Source organism: Campylobacter concisus, from assembly GCF_002914005.1.
Taxonomy (GTDB): Bacteria; Campylobacterota; Campylobacteria; order Campylobacterales; family Campylobacteraceae; genus Campylobacter_A; species Campylobacter_A concisus_N.
In genome coordinates this window covers 1-21,435 of the sequence record NZ_POZU01000007.1, presented here as the reverse complement: position 1 = coordinate 21,435, position 21,435 = coordinate 1, and the positions used below count along the sequence as shown (strand labels likewise).

The following is a 21,435-nucleotide window of genomic DNA, read 5'->3' as shown; positions in this document are numbered from 1 at the left end:
TTTACCTCTTTAGTTTATAAATTTTTGCCGCCCCATCGAGTATGACTGGCTCAAAAATTTTTGGATCGTACCTTTCAAGTACAAAAAGCTGGATGTATGCACTATTTAAGATGCTTTCATCAAGGATGATAAACCTACCGTAATCCCTCATAAAAATGACAGAAATATTTGAGCTTTCGTTATTTTTATACTCTTTGACATTTAGCTTGCCAGCCTCGTTATAATCAGTCTCTATGAAAGATCTTAGCGGCAAGACGTTATTTTCATAGATCAAATTTGTGACATCACTTGTGAGCGTAAATCCACCATTTAGTCTAATGCCATTTTCATTTTGAGAGATCGCTCTTGTGACGATAAAAAGTCCGTTGTTTAAATTTTTACCACTTTTTAGATCGATCTTACTAAATTGCAAAATGGTCGGAAAAATACTAAGCATCCTATCTGGCAAGTAGTAGTAAATATCCCTAGTCTTTGCTGGCAGGCTAAAATTCGCCTCTTTTATATCACTAAAAAACTGATCAATACTTGTGTTTCTCTCTTTTAAAATTTGAGCCAAATTGCCATTAAATCGCTCTTTAAAATTTCTCTCAGTGTATTCTACATCAAGCCTTGCCATATTTGCCGAGCTCATCTCATCGCTTCCAAGCGCAAAACTCACGGCAAAATTTTCACGTCCAAGGTGCTTTCCGCCGTCAATGAGCGTCTTAACATCGCTGTAATATCTGATCGGATATCCATAGTCCCACCACGCAACCACGTAGTCCTCGCGTCCTGCGATACCTTTTAGCTTATTTAAAATTTCAACCTCTTTGTGCACAAAAACTGGCTCAGCTTTGTAGCCATAGATATGAATGAGCGCTGGAGTAAGAGCAAGCACGGTTATAAAAGCTCTCGCAAGATTTAGCACCGCTCCTTTTAGCTTTAAATTTAAAAGTATAAACTCCACCAAATAGCCAAAACCAAGCGCCATGATAGGCACAGCGTAAATGGTAAATCTAAGGCCACTTTTAAATGCCAAAAAGCCAAGTGCTAGCATGCCAAGCGAGACGGCAAATGAGCGGTATTTAAAGCAAAAAAGAGCAACGCCAGCAAGCGAGATCAAAAATGTGATAACATTTGCGCTGATCCTCTCGCAAAATAGCGTAAAATCAACGATGCTTGACTCTTGGATGGTTTGATTGACATTAAAAAAGTGAAAGCTCATGCCTCCAACTTCAGGCGCATCTCTAAAGACGTAAAATTTAAGCTGAAAAATAATCGGATTTAGTCCGCCACGAATTACAAAAACAATAAAAACAACTGCCAAAATACCAAGAGCAAATTTTAAATTCATCACCTCTTTTTTAAAAAGACAAAACGCATAAATAGCGATGATAACAATAAATTTAAGCATTAGATCAAGGTTCGAAATAGCAAGTAAAAGCAGTGAAATTTCAAGGTAAAAAAGTGGATTTTTCCTATCAAAGATGAGCGTGTAAAGTAAAAATAGCCCAGTTAAAATGCTAATAAGCGAAAATGCACTCGCATACCACCACATGTAAATAAGCACGCTTAAAGGTGCGATTATCAGGCTCTTTGCGTCCTTTTTCTCAAGTACTCTAATAAGTCCCCAGACGACAAAGACGCTAAGTGGGATGATGAGCATATCAGTATCGTAGTAACCTGCCATCGTGCGGTTGTAGTAGCTGTTTGCTATGACAGCAAGAAGTGCGGCGATGAAGCCAGCGAATTTGAGCTTATACTCATTTGCGATCAAAATGACTGGCACAGCGACAAGCGATGAGAAAAATACGCTCATATAAATCATCGCCGTCTCAAGCTTGACGCCCAGAAATTTCACGATCCAGTAAGTAAGCGTCGAGAGCGGATAGCCGTAGTAGCTAAGGTCGTTTTCTTGGTGAAAGCCAGCTAGCATGTCCCTTGCTCCCTCGGCAAATGCGTAGCCGTCGTTTGTACTGATCATTAGCTCGTTGTTCCAGAAAAAGACTGGATATTCACTCGCCCAAAAGACCCAGTAGAGCCTACAAACCATGCCAAAAAGGACTGCGACAAATATCATCAAGTATAAAGAGTAATTTTTAAAAAATAAATTTCTATTCATTAGGATTTTCCAAAAAATTTATAAGCTCGCTCGCTATATTTTCACTATCAAAAAATTTAGCCCGATTATACGCAACCTTTTCAAAATTTTGCCTTATTTCAGGCGCATTAAGCACCTTTATCATCGCCTCTTTCATCGTATTTTCGTCATCAACAGGCACTAAGATGCCAAACTCGCTCTCGCCCAAAAGCTCCTTTGCACCACTCTTATGCTCGGTTGAGATGATTGTTTTTTCGCACGCTAGTGCTTCAAGCAAGACATTTGAAAAGCCCTCAAAACGCGAGGCACAAAGTAAGCAAGAAGCGTTTTTTATGTGCCTAAATGGGTTTTTATCAGTGCCAAGGAGCTTTACTCGATCACCCACGCCAAATTTGTCTATCAAATTTTGTAGCTCATCTTTTAAAGGCCCTTTACCAAGGATGCCAAGCGTGGCTCTAGGGTCGTTAATCAAAGCTATTATTTTTATCAGCATGGCTTGATTTTTACCGCTATCAAGGCGGCCGATGTTTATGAAAAATGGCTTAAAATCGCCATCAAGCGGCTCATCTTTTAGCAAATTTATAGTTTTTAGATCAAGGGCGTTATAAAGCACCTTTGTTTTTGCCTCGCTCATGCCAAAATTTCGCACCAGATCCTCTTTATTGCCAGCTGCATTTGCAAGAATTAGATCAGCCTTTTTATAAAGATGAGTGAGTAAAAATTTATTAACCCTGCCGCTTAAATCGTCTTTATATAGGACCGATGGACAGCTTCGCTCGCTTATAACTAGCCTAGCCTTTAGCCCTAAAATCCTAGCAACCCCAGCAATGTAGCATGGGCGGTTCATCAGCACAAACTGCATATCTATGCCCAAATTTTGACAAAGCTTTTTATACTTAAAGGCAAGCATTGGCATCGCTAAAAAGAGCCTTGCAAGCTTCTTTAGCCCACTCTCGTAAGGATAGCTATTTTCTATAAAGTGGATCTGCACCTCGCTTGGGATCTCATAAGCGATGACCTTGCTCATTAAGATGAGATGAACATCATAATGTTTGATCAAAAATGGCAGTAAATTTGCCACATTTCGCTCGGCTCCGCCAGGCCCCATCGAGTATAAAAAAACGGCTAATTTTTTCACTTACCAACAACCTTTTTTATAAATTCTCGCCACTGCTTGATGATGTTTTCTTTGCTAAATAAATTTGCACTTTCGCTGGCGTTTTTTGCTAGTTTTTGCCTTAAATTTTCATCTTTTAAAAGCATTTCAAGCTTATCTTTTAGATCATTTGCGTCACCATTTTTAAAGATAAGTCCGTCCGTGCCGTCATTTATAAGCTCCCTTGCGCCCACGGTGTCGCTGCTTAGCCTAGCGCAACCAAAAGCGCCTGATTCTATTAGCACGTTTGAAAGCCCCTCGCTTCTTGAGCAAAGAGTAAAAATTTTTGCCTCGTTATAAAGCTTTGTAACGTCATTCATGTGACCTAGAAATTTGACGTTAAGCCCTAAATTTGATGCCATTTGCTTCAGTTCGGCCTCTTGCCTGCCACTGCCTGCGATCTTTATCTCCCAGCCATCAAGCAAGCTCTTATCCACCTTGCTAAGCGCCTCAAAATAGATATCATAGCCCTTTACCGCCTCCAGCCTTGCCACGCTTAAGATGACATTTTGCTTCTCGCAAATTTCAGGCACATCGATAAAGAGTGGATTGTGGATGACCTCGCGGTTTTTGGCAAATTTATAGTAGTCGTAGTCGCTTTTACTTAGCACGCTTAAGCCATCTACAAAGCGGTAGCTAATATCACGCATAGCGCTTGCGATTTTGCTTTTTAAGTAGCTGTGCTCGTGGTGCTCGGTTGCTATTAGTTTGCTCTTTAGCCCAGCATTTGCCAGCACGCAAGCGACGTTTGTCCAGTCGATAAAGCTCATTATGAGATCAGCCCTTTGCTCCTTAAAAAGCGCTCTAAGGGCGAAAATTTTCTTAAATTTTAAAGCGACTCCTGAGCCAGTGACGTTAAGATTTATGATGTTTATTTTTTCACTAAATTTATAAAGTCCAAGATCCTCTTCAAGCATGGCGATAGTGATCTCATTGTCTTTGCAAAGCTCATTTGCAAGCACATTTAGCACGCGCTCGGCCCCGCCGTTTCTAAGTGCGGCGATGACAAAAAGAATTTTCACTTCACACCTCCAAGTCTTAAAAGCTCCAGCCATTTTTTATAAATTTGCTCCACGCTAAACTCATCAAGTCTAGCCCTTGCATTTTTGACAAATTCGCCCATTTTTGCCTCATCTTGCAGTAAATTTGCAAGCTTTTCGCTCATCTGCTCTGCATCATTTATCTCGCATAGCAAGCCATCAAAACCATCTTTTATAAGCTCTTTTGCACCGCTTGTCTTTGTCGCAACCCTCACGCAGTCATAGTTTATCGCCTCTATCAATGTGTTTCCAAGACCCTCGTAATTTGAGCAAGAGAGTAGCACCTTTGCCCTTTTATAAAGAGAGGCTATGTCGCTTACATTTCCTAAAAACTCCACATCAGCACCCAAGTTTTTAGATAAATTTTCTAGCTTTTTTCTTTCACCGCCATCTCCAGCGACAGCAAATTTATAGCCGCTTTGCTTTAAGCTTGCAGCTACTCTTACAAACATTTCGCAGTTTTTTATCTTATTTAGCCTGCCAACAAAGATGACTAAATTTTCTTTAGCAAAGCTCTCACTGCGCACCTCTTCAAAGAGTGGGTTATAAATTTTCATCACATTTTTGCAAAATTTAGAGTAGTAGCCAAGATCCTCGTCGCTTAAGACGCTAAGTGCGTTTGCAAATGGGTAGCTAAGGCGTCTTAACACCTTAAAAATAGCTCTTTTTGGTGCAAGATAGTTTGTGTGCTCGCTTATGATAATAGGCGTTTTTAGCCCTGCTGAGCTAAAGAGCACCAATGTATTTACGGCATCTAAAAAGGATATTACAACGTCAAATTTGCCTTCTCTTATGAGCGCTCTTAAGGCAAGCACCTTTAAAACTCTCTTTTTTAAATTTCCAAAAAAACCAAGCTCATCAGCCCCAACACCTAAATTTATGAGCTTCACGCCACTTGCTAGCTCGTAAAATGGTTCGTCCTTGTCAAATTTAACAATACTCACCTCGTGATCCATGCTAAATCTTGATGCGATCACCGTGCAAACTCGTTCCGCACCGCCACTTCTAAGCGTTGATGTGACAAATAATATCCTCATACACCAAACCTTTGTTTGATTTTTACTCTAAGCTTTGAAAGTGCTGGCAAAATGCCACTTGGAAGTGGGCTAAGCAGTAAGAAAATAAACGCTTCTTTACTAAATTTAATGCTAAGACTTTTAAAGATGCACCTTAGCATAAGGCCATATTCGCCTGCTATTTTGGCGTAGTAAGCAGCGTTTTTATACTGTATAGCTAGAAATTTTGGCTCGTTTTTGATAGCAATGTCGTAGTGCAGATTTGCTGTTTTGATGTAAGCGTTTGCTACGTTTAATGCGTACTTGCCAGCATTTAGTGTCGCACTATCACTTCTTGCGATGCGGTAGATGTAAAGTGGCTTTTTAAGATAAAAGACATTTTTTTCAAAAAAGCGGATATAAAGCTCATTTTCGCCACCAAAACTGCTCTCATCAAACCTAAAGCCGTCTATAAATTCACGCGAAAAAAGCTTAAAATACTCGCCATTTATCCGCCCGCAATGATAATCAACCTTACTCATCGCCCCACTCTTGTTATATGGGCTTCTACCAGCTATCATCTCGGTCATCACGCCATCTTTTTCACAGATCGCGTCTGCAAAAACGCACGAATACTCGCCACTTTTTAAAATTTCATAGCACTTAGCAATCGCCTCAGGTAAAAGCTCATCGTCATCGTCAAGCAAGCAGACAAACTCGCCTGTTGCGTTATCAAAGCCGTTATTTTTGTTGCCATTTGGGCTTTTTTTGTGGGCTGTGTTTTTTACAAATTTGATCCTTGCGTCGTTAAAACTCTTGCAAATTTCTCTCGCACTCTCGTCATCGCCGTCGTCAGTGACTATAATCTCTAGGTTTTTGTAGCTTTGAGCTAGAGCGCTTTTTATGGCCTTTTGTAAAAGCTCTGGACGCTTGTAAGTCGCTGTTACGATGCTTATTAATGGCTCGCTCATTTAGCTCCTTTTAAAAATTCTCTCATAGCCTTGAAGCTTTTCAAGGCGTGAGAAAAGTATAAATTTAATTGTTTTTATATAGGCCTTTAAATTTGCGTTGTATCCCCTCTCAAGGCGCTCGCCCTCGATGTTTGAGCCGCTAAGATCTGTTGGGTGTGCAAAAAGGTCGCAAAAATACATCTGCATATCATTAACGCCTAGTAAATAGTCCCAAACATCGGTCGTGCAAAGCGCACGTTTATGGATTTCAAGCAAATTTTTAGCGCTTTTTTTAGTTAGCACATAAGCCCCTGCTCTATAAATGCTTGAAAATGAGTGCTTTGAGATCTGCCAAAGTGGCTTACTTAGGCTAGTATCCACCTTTTTGCCAAAGGCGCTAAACCTGCCCTCTAGCCCATCTTGCATGCCACATATGAGCACGCTATTTTCAGGCATCTTGCTGGCTACAAAAAAGGCCTCTTTTATCGCTAGGTCACCCCCTATCACATCGTCTTCAAAGATGAGAGCAAATTTTGCATCACTTGCTAAAAACGCCTCATAAGCTTTGACGTGCGAGAGCGAGCAGCCGACTTCTGCTGGGCTTAAAATCTTACCGTAAGCTTTAAATGATGGCGAAATGATCTTGTAGTACTCCCTTGCGTTTAGCTCCCTGCCGTCTATTGCGTCTATTAGTTTAAAGCTATCATAAGAGCCAAATCTCTGCTGTAAAAGCTCACGCCTTTTGGTGTCTTTTGCCAAAGAGATCAAGTAAATTTCATCCATTTAAGACCTTTTAAATTTTTTTAAAATTTTACGCCAGACTATGCCTCGCTCAAAGGCATTAAAAAACAAAAAATATCCCAAAATATAAGCTGCGCTGGCGTATATCGCAGCAAAAATTGCAAATTTTAGCCAATTATCTAAGCTCACAAAGTCCTTGCAGACAAACATCGCAAGCACACAGAGCGCAAAAACGGCTAAATTTTTAAAATAAACCCCGCAAAAGGTGGTAAGCTTTACCTCTAAATTTAAAGCAGCGTTTATAAGGTCAAAGCCAAGAATTCTAATGCTATAAAAAATGGCTGCGACGATGACGATGCCGTAAACGCCGTAGCCACTAAATTTAAGCAGCGCGATCTGTGCTATGATCGTGCTAACGCCAAGAATGGTGTTGGCAATGGCTGGGCGGCGAAGCTTGTTTGTCGCGCTATCAAGGTTAAAAAGCGAAAAAACAAAGCTTATAAAGACGATCGGCGCTAGCGTTATCATCGAGACGTTGTAGATAAATTTGACCTCATCTACGCTTTTAAAAGGTAGCCAAAGCGTGTAAAAATCCAGCCCAAAAACGACAAAAAATGCGGCCGGAGCGCTCATCACAAAGGCGATCACCTTCATCGAAAATTTGGCCTCTTTTATGAGGTCCGTGATCAAATTTTTAGAGTAAAGCTCGACAAATTTTGGCGCAAAGATACCGCTAAGCTGCGCTACAAAGCTCTCAAGTATGATAGGGGCGGCCTTGGCGACAGAAAGAAGGCCGGTGGCGTTTGCATTTACGAAAATGTTGCAAATAAATAGGTCCATGCCTGTTAAAAGTATACGATTTAGCGCATTAAAGCTGTTCCAAATGCCAGAGCTTAGAAACTCTTTGATCTTAGAAAAGTCAAATTTACTAAGGCTAAATTTTAGCTCTGGCGTGATGCGAGCTGACATAAAAATGGTGCTAAAAAAGACAAAAAGGCTTGCCATAAGTGCTGAAATAGCGATGTATGAGATAAATGGCTTAAAAAAGAAAAAGAGCGCCACGATGAGGATCGCTAGGATCGCACTTGAGATGGCATTTCTGATGGAGAGCAGATAAAGCTTGTTTGTCACAAATGCGCAAACTGTAAGAACGCCATTAAATAGACCGACGCAGAAATTTATAAAGTAAAAAACAAGGGTCATTCTCACATCAAAGAGTAATTTTTCAGGGACGTTTAAAAAGCTTTGCAAATTTATGATAAAAACCGAGCTAAGCACTACTACAACAGCGCAAAAGAAGATATTTACAACAAGCACTGATGAGTAGTAAGTGTTTGCAAGGCTTAGATCCTTTTTGTGCCACGCATGAGCGACAAAGCGCCCACTAACCGAGTTTATGGCTACACTTATGACTGCTGCGTAGCTAACGATCGCGTTACTAAGACCCACAAAGCCAAAAGCCTCGTTGCCAAGGCTTTTTAAAATAAATGGCGTAAGAAAGAAATTTATGCCCATTGATACGACAAAAACAACGATTGAGCTTATTAGATTGATTAGCATTAGATTTTTAACCTGTAAATTTTTACGCCACTTGAGATGACAAATGGCTCAAAGTATCGCTCATCAGCTCGCTCAAATATAAAAAGCTGTACAAAAGATGAGTTAAAAACATTTTCATCAAGCAATAATATCCGCGCATAATCTTCCAAAAAAATGACATAAATTTTAGCATTTTCATCTACAATTTTTTCATCTATTCGTAAATCTTTTCCAGATCCTTTTACTTTATAAAATGATTTTACGGCTATTTTCTCACCGTTATGCATGATAATTTTTTGATCATTTGTAGGCAAAGTATAGCCGTCTCCAAGGTCGATACCAGCTTCGCTAACGCCATTTAATGCACTAACATGATAAAAATCCTCTTTTTGCCTTTTACCAGTTGTAATGTCGATATAGCTATATCTAAAGATATTTGGTGCGATGTCAATCATATTTGGCACAAGATAGTAAAAAACCTCTTTTTTTGCAGCTGGCAGAGTGAAATTTTCGCTTTCAAGCTGACTCAAAAAAGTATTTATATCGCTTGTGTTGTAGTCTTTTAAAATTTTATCTATTGGCCTTACATTTTGCTCAAGCGAGATGTCATTATACGCAACTGCCACTCTTGCAAGTCTAGCCGAAAATACCTCATCTTTTCTCAAAGCAAGGCTAACAAAATAATTATTTTCGCCACCTTGTCTGCCAGGATCGTTCAAAGTCATAACATCAGCAAAATACCTTATAGCATATCCGTAATCCCACCATGAAAATACATAATCATCGCGCTTTGTGACCTTTTTGAGCCCATCAAGCGCTACTGCTTCATCACGGCTAATTACAGTCTTTGGCCTATATGAATAAGCAAAATCTAAATTTATAGTAAGAGCGGCTACGACAAAAACCAAAAGTGATAAATTTTTAATAGAATTTCTAAGATCAAATAAATTTAAAAAAAAATACAAAAAATACCCAAAACCAAGCGCAACAAGTGGTGTTACGTACATAACAAATCTAACTCCGCTAAAAAAAGAGAGGAGTCCTAGTCCAAGCATTGGCAAAGTAAGTAAAAATGGACGAAATTTAAAGCAAAGCAGCAAGTATCCAATAATAGCTGCCAGCAGTATAAGAATATTTCCCGACATAAAATAGATAAAATACAAAGGACTAGCACTTTTTACTTCGCTGATGAAATTATGCTCATTTATAAAGTAAAATTTATCGCTAAGAATTTCATTGCCTTTAAAAACATAAATACCAATTTTTGAAGTAATGAAATCAAAACCACCAAAATAGATAAAAATAGCTAGCATTAAAGTAAGAAAAATGGCTAAATTTCTAGCTGAGAGTAAATTTTTATATTTACAAAAAAGAGAGAAAAATAAAGCAATAACCACTAAATTAAAAATCAAAATTTTATTTGCTATTAGTGGATCTTTAGTAAAAACATTTGAGCTTACGATGCTTATAAACATAAAAAATATCGCTTGATAATTTTGCAATCTATCTCGCATAAAAACTAGCGTATATAGTAAAAACATAAAGAAAATACTTAAAATAAGTGCATATGAGCTTTGATACCACCAAAGATAAAGCGATACAAAAACTCCAGGCAAAACGATAAATTTTTGTTCATTTGCGTTCAAAAGCCTGATCAAAAAATAGATGATAAAAAGCGCAAATGTGACATTTAACATGTCACTATCAAAATATCCAGGCGATGTCCTTGAAAGATAGCTTGGCAAGATAACACTCATAAACGCTGCCACAACCCCAGCTTTTAGCGCCTTAAGCTCATTTGATATTAAAATGACTGGAAGTGTGATAAGAGGAGCTAAAAAGGCGCTCATGTAAAACATCACGTTTTCGATCTTAAAAGGAAAAATTTTGCAAATATAAAAAACTATAGTTGAGATTGGGTGATTAAAGGGGCTAAAGTCATTTTGCTGATGAAAGCCAGCCAGCATATCTCTAGCACCTTCTGCGTAGTAGTATGAGTCATTTGTCGTAAGCATAAACTCGCCATTAAAGTAAAACTCTGGCATATCCTTTGCCCACAATACCCAAAGCATCCTAGCCGCAAATCCAAACAGATAAGCAGCCAGAAATATAAGTAAAATTTTACAATTTACGCTTACTTTGTGCACTAAATTCCTTACAGCCTAGCGTCAGCCTCTGGGTAGATATTTTTTATATCGTAAACTAAATGGCCTTTTAAATTTAGCTTTTTAAACTCATTGTGAGCTACGGCGATCACGATGCAGTCGTAGTCATCTAGGTTATATTCTTTTACTAGATCAAAGCCGTACTCGTGTTTTACCTCAGCGCTATCAGCCCAAGGATCGGTCACATCAACCTTGCAGCCAAAGTCTTTTAACTCATCAACTACGTCTATAACGCGAGAATTTCTTATATCTGGGCAGTTTTCTTTAAATGTCATACCAAGAACAAGCACGCGCGCTTTGTTGATAAGCACACCTTTTCTTATCATTAGTTTTATAACCTGATCAGCTGCGTATCTGCCCATATCGTCGTTGATACGGCGGCCTGCTAGGATCATTTCAGGGTTGTAGCCTACCTCTTGAGCTTTGTGAGTGAGATAGTATGGATCTACACCGATGCAGTGACCACCAACTAGACCTGGGCGGAAATTTAAGAAATTCCACTTCGTACCAGCAGCTTCAAGTACGTCAATAGTGTTGATATGAAGCTTTTCAAAAAGCATCGCAAGCTCGTTTATAAAGGCGATGTTTATATCACGCTGTGTGTTTTCAATGACCTTTGCAGCCTCGGCTACTTTGATACTTGAGGCCTTATGAGTGCCAGCTGTGATGATTGAGCGATAAATTTCATCGACCTTATCAGCGATCTCTGGGGTTGAGCCACTTGTGATTTTTTTGATCTTTGTCACTGTGTGTTCTTTATCACCCGGGTTTATGCGCTCTGGTGAGTAGCCGCAGAAGAAGTCTTTGTTAAATTTAAGCCCACTTTTTTCAAGAAGTGGCACGCAAATTTCTTCTGTAACGCCTGGATAAACGGTGCTTTCATAGACAACGATGTCGCCTTTTTTAAGCACTTTTGCCACGCTCTCGGTTGCTTTTACGACTGGAGTTAGATCAGGGCGCTTGTTCTTATCTATCGGAGTTGGAACGGTTACGATAAAGAAGTTGCAATCTCTAATGTCTTCTAAATTTAGGCTAAATTTCATGCCATTATCGATAGCTTTTTTCATCTGTTCATTACTAAGTTCAAGCGTTCTATCGTAGCCATTTTTAAGCTCTTCTATACGCTTTGCATTTACATCAAAGCCCACTACTTCGTACTTCTCGCTAAAAGCTGCTGCAAGTGGAAGTCCCACATATCCTAGTCCTACTACTGCTATTTTCATTTACTTTTTCCTTTCTTTTTTGCTTCTATCTTTTTTACGCGTTCATACATTCTTATTTCCGCACTTACACCTTTTGGAGTTATGATCCTAATAGGGCTAACGCTTGGTAAAATTTTAGTGAGCTCATAATAAACCCGCCTCTTTTTCTTTCCGTCCTTGCATAACATCATCGTTTGCGCTAGCTCATCTCCGCCACTAAATTCGTAATAAATCCCGCGCGCGTCCTCTTTTTCTTCGAGCTTTCCGCCGAGTAAAAAGGCGAAGTTGCAGTCGATTTCTATCTCTTTAAAAAAAGCGACTTCGTATTTAAAATAATCAGGCGGCATCTTTGAGATGGGTAGCTCAAAGATATTTTCCTCGGTTTTTGGCGCATTTTCGCTTGCCAAAAGTGCAAAGGGAAGCACGCAAGCTGCGATAAAAAGTAAAAATTTTCTCATGCCTTTACTCCGATTTGAAAATACTTAAATCCATGCTCAGCTAAAATTTTAGCGTTGTATTGGTTGCGCCCATCAAATATGACAGCATTTTTTAGCCTCTCTTTGATCTCCATAAAATCAGGCGATCTAAACTCACTCCACTCGGTTACAAGTACCATAGCATCAGCGTTATCAAGCGCATCGTACTTATTTTTAGTATATTTTACATCTAAATTTGGTATATATTTTTTAGCTTCCTCGCTTGATTTTGGATCATAAGCGACCACTTTTGCGCCAGCTTCGTCTAAAAGCTTTATCAAAGTTAGCGAGCTAGCCTCTCTCATATCATCGGTATTTGGCTTAAATGCAAGCCCCCAAAGCGCGATCGTCTTGCCCTTTAGATCGCCGCCAAAGAAGTTATAAATTTTATCAAACAGTACTCTTTTTTGAGCCTTATTTCTTGACTCGACTGCATTTAAAAGCTCTGGCTCAAAGCCATTTTGTCTAGCTGTGTAGATGAGTGCTTCGACGTCTTTTGGAAAGCAGCTGCCGCCATATCCGCAGCCTGGATAGATGAAGCTATATCCGATCCTTGAGTCGCTGCCGATGCCCTTTCTTACTAAATTTACATCAGCGCCCACACGTTCGCAGATATTTGCTATCTCGTTTATAAAGCTTATTTTGGTTGCTAGCATCGAATTTGCAGCGTATTTTGTCATCTCGGCTGACTTTACGTCCATGCAAATGAGTCTGTCGTGATTTTTCATAAATGGCTCATAAAGCTCTCTCATAACGCTAAAGCCCCACTCGCTGCTAGCCCCGATAACTACGCGATCAGGCTTTAAAAAGTCCTCAACCGCCGCGCCCTCTTTTAAAAACTCTGGGTTTGAGACTACTTCAAATTTAACCTTTGCATTTCTCTTTTTAAGTTCACTCTCGATCACCTCATGCACCTTAGCTCCAGTGCCCACTGGAACGGTTGATTTATCGACTACGATTAGTGGTTTACTTAAATTTTCTCCGATAGATTTTGCAACTGAAAGGACGTATTTTAAATCCGCCTGTCCATCAGCGCCCATAGGCGTGCCAACTGCGATAAATAGCACATCTGCATGCTCTAGCGCCTCGGTTATCTGCGTGCTAAATTTAAGCGAGCCATTTTTGTAGCACTCACTCACGATATCAGCAAGCCCTGGCTCATATATCGGCACGACGCCGTTTTTTAGTGCTTCGATCTTTTTACTATCAACATCAACGCAGATCACGCTGTTACCCATCTTAGCAAAGCATGCACCACTTACTAGCCCAACATATCCGGTTCCAATTACTGCTATTTTCATATTTTTCCCTAAATTTTCTTTTCCCACTCAAGGGCGGTTTTTATGATGAGCGCTAGGTCATCTCTTTTTGGCTTCCAGCTTGTTAGCGAGCGCAGTTTGCTTGCGTTTGAGATAAGGATAGCTGGGTCGCCGTCCCTTCTTGGCGCGTTTAGCACCTTAAAATTTACCCCACTTACCTTTTTTGCGGTTTCGATCACCTCTTTTACGCTAAATCCTCTGCCATATCCTACGTTAAAGGTTTCACTGCCATTTTGGCCGATATATTCAAGTGCGCTTATGTGCGCGTCTGCTAGGTCGCTAACGTGAATGTAATCTCTAACGCATGTGCCATCTTTTGTCGCGTAGTCATCGCCAAAGATACCCATGCTCTCACGCTTGCCAAGTATAGTTTGCACAGCCACCTTTATAAGATGCGTGGCGTTTGGATAGTTTTGACCGATAAGCCCCTCTTCGTCCGCGCCTGCGACGTTAAAGTAGCGAAGTATTGCAAATTTGAAATTTTTATTTGACGCGGCGTAGTCTTTGATGATCTGCTCACTCATGAGTTTGCTTCTGCCGTATGGATTTATCGGATTTGTAGGCGTTGTTTCGCTAACTTCTGCCACGTCTGGCTCGCCGTAAACTGCGGCAGTTGAGCTAAATATAAATTTATTTACATTGTAAGTTTTAGCATATTTTAGTACTCTTGCGACGTTTGCGGTGTTGTTTAGATAGTATTTTAGTGGCTCACTCATACTCTCAAAGACCTCGATAAACGCTGCAAAATGGATGATCGCATCAAATTTGCCATTTGCAAAAATTTCATTTAGATCATCTTCTAAATTTGCATTTATAAATTTGAATTTTCCGATTTTTTGGAGCGCCTCAAGTGCTTTTTGTGAGCCCTTGCAGAGATTATCGATGATGGTTATCTCATCATTGCCTTGCTTTAAAAGTGCTTTTACTACGTGGCTGCCGATGTATCCAGCACCACCTGTTACTAAAATTTTCAAGTTTAAGCCTTTCGTAAAAAGTGGTTAATTTTATCAAAAATAGGGTAAAGCAAAAGTAAAGCAAGGCTTTTGAATAAATTTTAATCTTCTCTAACCCTTAAAAATATTGGAAATCTTGGCTTGCCTTTGGCTGTTAAATTTTGAAATTTATATGTGATGATAGAGCCTATTTCTGGGGGATTTTGGCGCTTTTCATCGCTTAGTCCTGAGCCTATTTTAAAGATAGTGCCAGATTTTGGCTCGCCAGCTTTTTCTTCGTCATCTTTGCCGCCAAGCGCTTTGCAGGTAAGCGAGCCAGCAAATTTTGCGTATTTGCCGCGACCTTTATTTATGGAAACCACCTCGCATTCGGCATCTTTAAATTTTTTAAATTTCAGTGCATTTTTACTTCGTTTTCGCTCGTACGGTGAATTTGGCTCACGTACGACTGCTCCCTCTCCGCCTTTTGCGATGATACTTTCAGTAAATTTCAAAAACTGGGCGTTATCTCGCATTTTTATCTGTTTTATGATGATTAAATTGTGATTTGGCTCATTTTTTAGAAATTTAGCCAAAACTTCAAGACGGTCAAGCAAGCCACCACTTGCCTCTGGCACGTCAAAAACGTGAAATTTAAGCCTTTTCCACGCCTTTTCATCTGGCAACTTATCCATCACTGTTGCTTGAATTTCTTCAAACTTAAGCTCTTTAGCATAAAGCTCGCCATCGAGCGCAAATTTTGGGAAATTTTTAGTAAAACTTAGCGGTGCATTTAGCTTTTTGCCCTGTCTTGAGAGTAAATTCTCTCCGTCCCAGTAGGCACGCACGCCATCAAGCTTCTCGCTAGCTAGCCAGCCACTGACATTTTGATCTTTATACTCGCTAAGTCGCAGCAGGTCAAGAGAAAATGCAAAATTTAAAAGGAGTAAAACCGCAAAAAATATTCTAATCAAGCTTTTGCCTTGCAAAAGCAATAATCCAGATGATCGTCTACAACGCCCACGCTTTGCAAAAATGCATAGGTGCTAACAGAGCCTAGAAATTTAAACCCTCGCTTTTTTAGCTCCTTTGCCACAAAGTCAGACATTGGCGTAGTGGCTGGTACTTGTTTGATATCTTGATAGTGATTTATGATCTGCTTGCCGTCAAATTTTGGGTCAAATTTTCTTAACAAATATCCCCACAAATAGTCATAAAAACTACCAAATTCTTGCGTTACGGATAAAAATGCAATGGCATTTGCAGAGAGTGATTTTAGTTTTAATCTGTTGCGAATCAATCTCTCATTTTGCATAAATTTAGCTATCTCAGCCTCGCCGTAATGCTTGATCTTCTCTGGATCAAAGCCATCAAACGCCTCTCTCATAGCCTCTCTTTTTTGAAGTACCCCATGCCACGAAAGTCCCGCCTGAAATCCTTCCAGAACTATCATTTCAAAAAATTTTCTATCATCTTTTACGACTTTGCCCCACTCGTTATCGTGGTAAGCTATATCAAGCTCGCCTTTTGCCCATTCGCATCGCCTCATCTGCGTCCCTTAAATCTTAACTCCGTAAAACGCGCAGTACCACTCGACAAATTTAGCCACGCCGTCGTTTACTTTTGTATTTGGCTTGTAGTCAAAGTCAGCCACCAAATCGCTCACATCAGCAAATGTCGCTGGTACGTCGCCTGCTTGAAGTGGGAGGAAATTTTTCTTGATCTCGCGGCCGATCTTTATCTCAACCGCCTTGATATAGTCCATGAGCTCGACTGGGCTGTTGTTACCGATATTATAGACCTTAAAAGGAGCTTTTGAAGTAGCAGGGTCTGGGTGCTTTGCGTCCCAGTTTGGATTAGGCTTAGCAGGGTTGTCGATGCACTTAATGATGCCCTTTACGATGTCGTCCACGTAGGTAAAGTCGCGCTTCATCTTGCCGTAGTTAAAGACATCAATAGTTTTATCTTTAAGCGCTGCATCAACAAATAAAAATAGTGCCATATCAGGACGTCCCCATGGTCCATACACTGTAAAAAAGCGAAGTCCAGTTGTTGGCACGTTAAATAGATGGCTATAAGTGTGCGCCATCATCTCGTTGCTCTTTTTAGTCGCTGCGTAGAGGCTTATAGGGTGATTTACCGCCTCGTGCGTAGAAAATGGCATGTTCTCATTTAGGCCATAAACCGAGCTAGAGCTTGCATAGACTAAATTTTTGATCTCATTGTGGCGGCAGCACTCGAGGATATTCACAAAGCCCGTGATGTTGCTGTCTATATAAGCTTTTGGGTTTATGAGCGAGTAGCGAACGCCAGCTTGTGCGGCTAAATTTACCACTACGTCAAATTTTTCTTTAGTAAAAAGCTCTTTCATAGTCTTTTCATCAGCGAGGTCTGCTTTTATAAATTTTAAATTTGGATGCGTTTTTGAGGTGATAAGCTTGCCATACTCTATCTCACTAGTCTCAAAGCCAGCCGTTTTTAGGCGCTCGAGCTTTAAATTTACATCATAGTAGTCATTTATAACGTCATACCCAACAACCTCATCGCCTCTTTTTATGAGTGCATTTGCCAAGTGAAATCCTATAAATCCAGCTGTTCCAGTTACTAAAATTTTCATATTTTTCCTTTCATTTTTGGCTTATTTTAGTGCAAAAATGTAAATTTACGTATTTAGATCAGGGTAATCCCAAGCGTTAAATTCAGCTCTTAAATCGTCATTCTCCCAACCTTTGCAACATAACCACTCAAGCCCTGCACGTCTTTCCATAACGACCTCTTCGTCAAGCCCAGCAACCTTTTTGCCATTTATCCTTGCGTCCACACACGCCCAGTGATAGCGATAAACTAGGTCAAGTTTGCTTAAAATTTCATCCAAACTGCGTAGTTTTGAGCGGTTTTTTAGCCCGCCCTCTCTAAAGACATCCATCACAAACTCACAGTCGCAAATTTTATCCATCTCTCCGATATCTTTAGCTATGCCAAGCGCCCAAAGCAAGATCCAAAGCGACTCATACTTCCAGCCCATATTTACGGCCAAATTTATATCAGCCCTGCCCTCTACGACCTCTTTTTCTTTTACGCTTAGCCCCTCGTAGGCATCACCTAAAAAGCTCTTTGCCCACGCCATATTTTCTTCGCCCAAAGAGCCTTCATCACGAATCGTACAAGCACACATGATCGCTGTAAATGAGCAAACCGCACGAGCAATGATCTCATCAATGCTTCTTGGCACAACCTCGCTATTGTCATACCTTAGCGGCAGACTCTCAAGCACAGCCACGCCCTCTTTTTTTAAAATTTTTATACTCTCATCTTTTCTTTGTTGCGCTGTTTTTGGCATATCCGCACCCTTTTTAAAAATATCAAACACTCCCATTTTTATCCAAAAAACTCAGCGTTAAATTTCTCTTCGTTAAAATTTTTACCTAAAAATTTACAGGCTTCGATCATATCAGTTCTTGCTATTTCAAAGCAACTCGTAGCCCCAGGACTTGGAGTCATATTAAAACTTATGCCCTCGCCTGTGCTTATCTTGCCCTCGCCAAGCTCAAGGCACTTTTTATTACGGTCGATAACTTGTGGCCTTACGCCGCCAAAATTTACAGCATAGCTCAGATCGTTTTCACTTAGGCTTGGTACGATCTTTCTAGCATCTTTTACAAATTCTTTTTTATTGATAAATGGCACTTCAAATAAGAAATTTCTTAAAATATAAGATCTGATGTCGCTATCTTTTAAAAGATTTGTAAAGACTTCAAAGACATTTTTATCAAATTTTAGGCATTTACAAAAGTCAAAAAAGCTTGAACAGCCGTGATATCTCTCTAGTTTTGGTATGACTAGGGCTGTTGGTCCAAAGCGAGTGTTGCCGTTAGCTAGGATGTCTGGATCGCCATGAAGCGCGGCAAATGGCAGCTTATCGTTTTGCACCATATAAACTTTGCCGTTTAGTAAGCGTTTTTTTGCGAAATAAAAGCTTCCAGCAACGGGCAATGTGCTAAGATGAAGCCCATAACCCATCTTGTGAGCCAAAAATAGCGAGTGTCCTCCAGCATCTACTACGACGTAGTTTGCAGTGATCACCTCACCATCATTTATCTTTATGTGAAATGTATCACCCGCCTTTTTTATATCAGTCACTTCTGAGTTTAGACTGATCTCATAGCCATCTGCGCCTAAATTTATGGCATTTTGCACAAGTGAGTTTGCTAAGCCACCAAAGTCCATTGTCGTAAACTGCCCATTTTGCGTGCCTATGGCGATGATGTTTTCTGACCTTTCATTGCCATTTGCGTCAAAAACGACGTTTGGCTCGATTTGTTTTAACTTCTCTTTGTCATAAATTTCAAGGTAAGGAAAAAGTTCTCTAAAACTCTCATATCTCTCTTTCATGCGCTCTACTTCAGCATCTCCGATAGCTAGTGCCATCTTTTGATGAGCGAACATATACTTGCCATCAAGATTGTATTTTAGAGCATATTTTACTGGCATATTTGCCACACGAGAGACTTTTTTTGCTTTTTCTAGTGTGTAGTTTGTCTCGATATCGCCACAATGAATGGTTTGTGAGTTGCCTTTGCCGTTTGAATTTAGAGTAGCTACGCCGTCATATTTTTCTAAAAGTGCGACTTTTTTTATGTCGCTAAATGCAGCCAACTCATAAAAGAGCGCCGTCCCACTAATGCCTGCTCCGACAATTACCACTTCAAAGTGCTTCTGCCTCATTTTTTCTCCCAAAAAAGTTTAGTCGCCAAAATGATACTATATTAATTTTAAAACAAACAGCATAGTGAAAAAAGCTAGAATTTTTATATAAAAGAGAAATTTGGCAAGGTTCTCACCTTGCCTTGAAGTTAGAATTTATAAGATACGTTCACCTTGAAATTTCTACCTGGTTCCCAGTCTATGAAATTTGAGTCGCCTGTATATGTAGCCAATCTTTGAGATTGTGAAGTATAAGCTTTGTTAAAGAGGTTGTAAATTCCAGCGTTTATCTCAAGGCCTTTAAATTTACCGCTGCTTGGTGAATAGGTAGCGTAGATATCGCTAACTGCGTAGCTTGGTATATTCACACTTTCGTCATTACCAGCCGAGATGGTATTTTTTGATGCAAAGTAGATTAGGTTGTAGCCTACTAGCGTATCAATGCTAGAAAATGCATACTCTGCGTTAAATGTGTATTTATCGCCCTGATCTCGGTAGCCGATAACGTTTGAGGTGTAGTATCCGCCCCTTGCTGGGTTTGCTACTCTATCTTTATATTTTACATTTTGATGAGTGTAGCTAGCAGCTAGGCTTAGTGCGTCTAAATTTAGCCTTGCAAGTAGCTCAACGCCGCTTATATCAGCGCCACCAGCGTTTATCCTAACTAAAGTTTGATTTACACCTCCACCTGCTGCGTTGTTATCAACTATTAAATTTTTATATTTTGTCATGAAATATTTTGCAGAGAGGCTATATGAGCTAACTTCATTTATGTCGCCATGATATTTAAGACCAGTTTCGTAGCTATTACCAGTTGTCGCTTTTAGATCCTTATTTGCCGACCAATTTAAGGCTCTGCCCCTGCTGCTTCCACTTGCCATCATCGACTCCATGACATCAGGCCCTCTAAAGACTCTTGCATAGCTTGCAAATGCATTAAGCCCTTTAATGATCTCATAATCAAGCGCAAGCGCTGGGGTAAATTCATTAAATTTATAGGTGTAGCTCTTTACATTTCCAGCTCTGCCGTCGTAGCTTTTTAGCTCGTGATGGGTGTATCTGATGCCTGGTGTGATGGTTAGCGAGCTAAAATTTAGCGCATCTTCCGCATAGATTGAGTAGTTATTTACCTTTTCAGGATAGTGATTATTTGGCTTGTTAAAATTTTTACTTTGGTAAAACTCAGCGCCGTATCTAAGCGTCTGCGTCAAAGCGCCGGTCTCGACTATACTCTTAGCCTTTGCATTTATGCCGTTTGTCTTTACGCCTAAAATTTTTAAGACCGGATCATCTTTTTTATGCTCGGTATTATATGCCGTTACCTCTAAATTCAAAAGATTACTAGGCTTGTATTCGTATTTTAGCGTTGTCGTATCGCGCTCGTATTTGCGGTGGTCATCATTTGCATGCGAACTACCAAATTCTGCTCTTAAAGGATAAATGCCCTTAAATTCATTATGCTCTCTTGAGATAGAAATTTTATGCGCATCAAGGAAGCTATAGCCAAGCTTTAAAAGATAGCTAAGGTCGTTTCCATCGCCTCCTATCTTTTTTTTGTTGCCACTTTTGCCGTAGTCATAGCCTTTGTGATTAATAGCAGCTATAAAGTCAAGCCCTTCAACTGGGGCTGTAAAGAGCATAAGACCTTGAGAAAATTCGCTGCTATTTGAAGCATACCCTGAGCGGATTTTAGCTCCAATAATCTCGCCGCTTTCTAGCAAATCTTTTGCATCTACTGTTTTAAAGGCGACCGAACCACCAAGTGCGCCTGAGCCATTTACGACTGATTTTGAGCCAACTTCGACATCAACGGCTTTTATAAGATCTGGATCGATTAGTAAGTCAGCATTGTGGTGAAATGTATTTCCGTTTTGTTTTGCGCCGTCTATCGTTATATTTAGACCGCGGTCGCTCACGCCCCTCATGTAAATTTTTTGATTCATGCCGTTTGTGCCACCAACATAAACACCAGGAATATCTCTCATCACATCTTTTACCAGACCAGCGTTTCTAGTTGAAATTTTGATGTCATCAACGCCGTATCCGCCACTACTACTTGTTACCTCAACACCACTTAATACGCTCTCTGCCCCATTTGCACAAACTGCTATGCTTGCTGCAAGAGAGAGTTTAAAT

General features: G+C 40.0%; 18 protein-coding genes. All 18 read right to left on the bottom strand.

The window, feature by feature from the left end:
• Window position 1: 1 nt before the first annotated feature.
• The 18 genes from CYP54_RS00330 to CYP54_RS00245 all read right to left on the bottom strand — a co-directional run bounded on the left by CYP54_RS00330 (window position 2) and on the right by CYP54_RS00245 (window position 21,410).
• The gene (locus CYP54_RS00330; RefSeq protein WP_103603747.1) at window positions 2–2,101 is read right to left on the bottom strand and encodes an STT3 domain-containing protein; all 2,100 of its coding nucleotides are present in this window, start codon (window positions 2,099–2,101) and stop codon (window positions 2–4) included.
• Window positions 2,094–3,218: an N-acetylgalactosamine-N,N'-diacetylbacillosaminyl-diphospho-undecaprenol 4-alpha-N-acetylgalactosaminyltransferase gene (pglJ, locus tag CYP54_RS00325; protein ID WP_103603746.1), complete on the bottom strand. Its 1,125-nt coding sequence runs from the start codon at window positions 3,216–3,218 to the stop codon at window positions 2,094–2,096. Before pglJ ends, CYP54_RS00330 begins: the two co-directional genes overlap by 8 nt.
• The gene (locus CYP54_RS00320; protein WP_103603745.1) at window positions 3,215–4,258 is read right to left on the bottom strand and encodes a glycosyltransferase; all 1,044 of its coding nucleotides are present in this window, start codon (window positions 4,256–4,258) and stop codon (window positions 3,215–3,217) included. The genes pglJ and CYP54_RS00320 overlap by 4 nt, the downstream gene beginning before the upstream one ends.
• Window positions 4,255–5,313: a glycosyltransferase gene (locus CYP54_RS00315; protein ID WP_103603744.1), complete on the bottom strand. Its 1,059-nt coding sequence runs from the start codon at window positions 5,311–5,313 to the stop codon at window positions 4,255–4,257. The genes CYP54_RS00320 and CYP54_RS00315 overlap by 4 nt, the downstream gene beginning before the upstream one ends.
• Window positions 5,310–6,242 (bottom strand): glycosyltransferase family 2 protein, encoded by a 933-nt coding sequence (locus CYP54_RS00310; protein ID WP_103603743.1) that lies wholly within the window; start codon window positions 6,240–6,242, stop codon window positions 5,310–5,312. Before CYP54_RS00310 ends, CYP54_RS00315 begins: the two co-directional genes overlap by 4 nt.
• Entirely contained in the window at window positions 6,243–7,004 is a 762-nt protein-coding gene (locus tag CYP54_RS00305) for a glycosyltransferase family 25 protein (RefSeq protein ID WP_103603742.1), read from the bottom strand.
• Entirely contained in the window at window positions 7,005–8,522 is a 1,518-nt protein-coding gene (locus tag CYP54_RS00300; protein ID WP_103603741.1) for an MATE family efflux transporter, read from the bottom strand. It abuts the gene before it with no gap.
• Entirely contained in the window at window positions 8,522–10,648 is a 2,127-nt protein-coding gene (locus CYP54_RS00295) for an STT3 domain-containing protein (RefSeq protein WP_103603740.1), read from the bottom strand. Before CYP54_RS00295 ends, CYP54_RS00300 begins: the two co-directional genes overlap by 1 nt.
• 8 nt (window positions 10,649–10,656) lie before the next feature.
• Window positions 10,657–11,889: a nucleotide sugar dehydrogenase gene (locus CYP54_RS00290; RefSeq protein ID WP_103603739.1), complete on the bottom strand. Its 1,233-nt coding sequence runs from the start codon at window positions 11,887–11,889 to the stop codon at window positions 10,657–10,659.
• A complete protein-coding gene (locus CYP54_RS00285) occupies window positions 11,886–12,326 on the bottom strand; it encodes an ecotin family protein (protein WP_103603738.1) in 441 nt (146 codons plus the stop codon). The genes CYP54_RS00290 and CYP54_RS00285 overlap by 4 nt, the downstream gene beginning before the upstream one ends.
• Entirely contained in the window at window positions 12,323–13,645 is a 1,323-nt protein-coding gene (locus tag CYP54_RS00280; RefSeq protein ID WP_103603737.1) for a UDP-glucose dehydrogenase family protein, read from the bottom strand. Before CYP54_RS00280 ends, CYP54_RS00285 begins: the two co-directional genes overlap by 4 nt.
• Window positions 13,646–13,653: 8 nt before the next feature.
• On the bottom strand, window positions 13,654–14,637 hold the full coding sequence (gene galE / locus CYP54_RS00275) for a UDP-glucose 4-epimerase GalE (protein ID WP_103603736.1): 984 nt from the start codon (window positions 14,635–14,637) through the stop codon (window positions 13,654–13,656).
• Window positions 14,638–14,717: 80 nt separating this feature from the next.
• Window positions 14,718–15,566 carry a DNA ligase gene (locus CYP54_RS00270; protein WP_103603785.1) on the bottom strand — a complete coding sequence of 283 codons (849 nt, stop codon included), beginning with the start codon at window positions 15,564–15,566 and terminating at the stop codon, window positions 14,718–14,720.
• Window positions 15,566–16,144: a DNA-3-methyladenine glycosylase I gene (locus tag CYP54_RS00265; protein ID WP_103603735.1), complete on the bottom strand. Its 579-nt coding sequence runs from the start codon at window positions 16,142–16,144 to the stop codon at window positions 15,566–15,568. Before CYP54_RS00265 ends, CYP54_RS00270 begins: the two co-directional genes overlap by 1 nt.
• A 9-nt stretch (window positions 16,145–16,153) precedes the next feature.
• Window positions 16,154–17,212: an NAD-dependent epimerase gene (locus CYP54_RS00260; RefSeq protein WP_103603734.1), complete on the bottom strand. Its 1,059-nt coding sequence runs from the start codon at window positions 17,210–17,212 to the stop codon at window positions 16,154–16,156.
• 45 nt (window positions 17,213–17,257) lie between these two features.
• Window positions 17,258–17,971 (bottom strand): DUF4272 domain-containing protein, encoded by a 714-nt coding sequence (locus tag CYP54_RS00255; protein WP_103603733.1) that lies wholly within the window; start codon window positions 17,969–17,971, stop codon window positions 17,258–17,260.
• A 2-nt stretch (window positions 17,972–17,973) separates the two neighbouring features.
• Window positions 17,974–19,320, bottom strand: coding sequence for an FAD-dependent oxidoreductase (locus CYP54_RS00250; protein WP_103603732.1), 1,347 nt, complete (start codon window positions 19,318–19,320; stop codon window positions 17,974–17,976).
• 128 nt (window positions 19,321–19,448) lie between these two features.
• On the bottom strand, window positions 19,449–21,410 hold the full coding sequence (locus CYP54_RS00245) for a TonB-dependent receptor domain-containing protein (protein ID WP_103603784.1): 1,962 nt from the start codon (window positions 21,408–21,410) through the stop codon (window positions 19,449–19,451).
• Window positions 21,411–21,435: the final 25 nt, after the last annotated feature.

What these genes read in the sequence shown, in the direction of transcription:
- CYP54_RS00290 (WP_103603739.1), bottom strand. Translation starts at nt 11,889, where the DNA reads ATGAAAATAGCAGTAGTAGGACTAGGATATGTGGGACTTCCACTTGCA.
- CYP54_RS00255 (WP_103603733.1), bottom strand. Translation starts at nt 17,971, where the DNA reads ATGGGAGTGTTTGATATTTTTAAAAAGGGTGCGGATATGCCAAAAACA.
- CYP54_RS00285 (WP_103603738.1), bottom strand. Translation starts at nt 12,326, where the DNA reads ATGAGAAAATTTTTACTTTTTATCGCAGCTTGCGTGCTTCCCTTTGCA.
- CYP54_RS00300 (WP_103603741.1), bottom strand. Translation starts at nt 8,522, where the DNA reads ATGCTAATCAATCTAATAAGCTCAATCGTTGTTTTTGTCGTATCAATG.
- CYP54_RS00265 (WP_103603735.1), bottom strand. Translation starts at nt 16,144, where the DNA reads ATGAGGCGATGCGAATGGGCAAAAGGCGAGCTTGATATAGCTTACCAC.
- CYP54_RS00310 (WP_103603743.1), bottom strand. Translation starts at nt 6,242, where the DNA reads ATGAGCGAGCCATTAATAAGCATCGTAACAGCGACTTACAAGCGTCCA.
- CYP54_RS00315 (WP_103603744.1), bottom strand. Translation starts at nt 5,313, where the DNA reads ATGAGGATATTATTTGTCACATCAACGCTTAGAAGTGGCGGTGCGGAA.
- CYP54_RS00330 (WP_103603747.1), bottom strand. Translation starts at nt 2,101, where the DNA reads ATGAATAGAAATTTATTTTTTAAAAATTACTCTTTATACTTGATGATA.
- CYP54_RS00280 (WP_103603737.1), bottom strand. Translation starts at nt 13,645, where the DNA reads ATGAAAATAGCAGTAATTGGAACCGGATATGTTGGGCTAGTAAGTGGT.
- CYP54_RS00260 (WP_103603734.1), bottom strand. Translation starts at nt 17,212, where the DNA reads ATGAAAATTTTAGTAACTGGAACAGCTGGATTTATAGGATTTCACTTG.
- CYP54_RS00250 (WP_103603732.1), bottom strand. Translation starts at nt 19,320, where the DNA reads ATGAGGCAGAAGCACTTTGAAGTGGTAATTGTCGGAGCAGGCATTAGT.
- CYP54_RS00305 (WP_103603742.1), bottom strand. Translation starts at nt 7,004, where the DNA reads ATGGATGAAATTTACTTGATCTCTTTGGCAAAAGACACCAAAAGGCGT.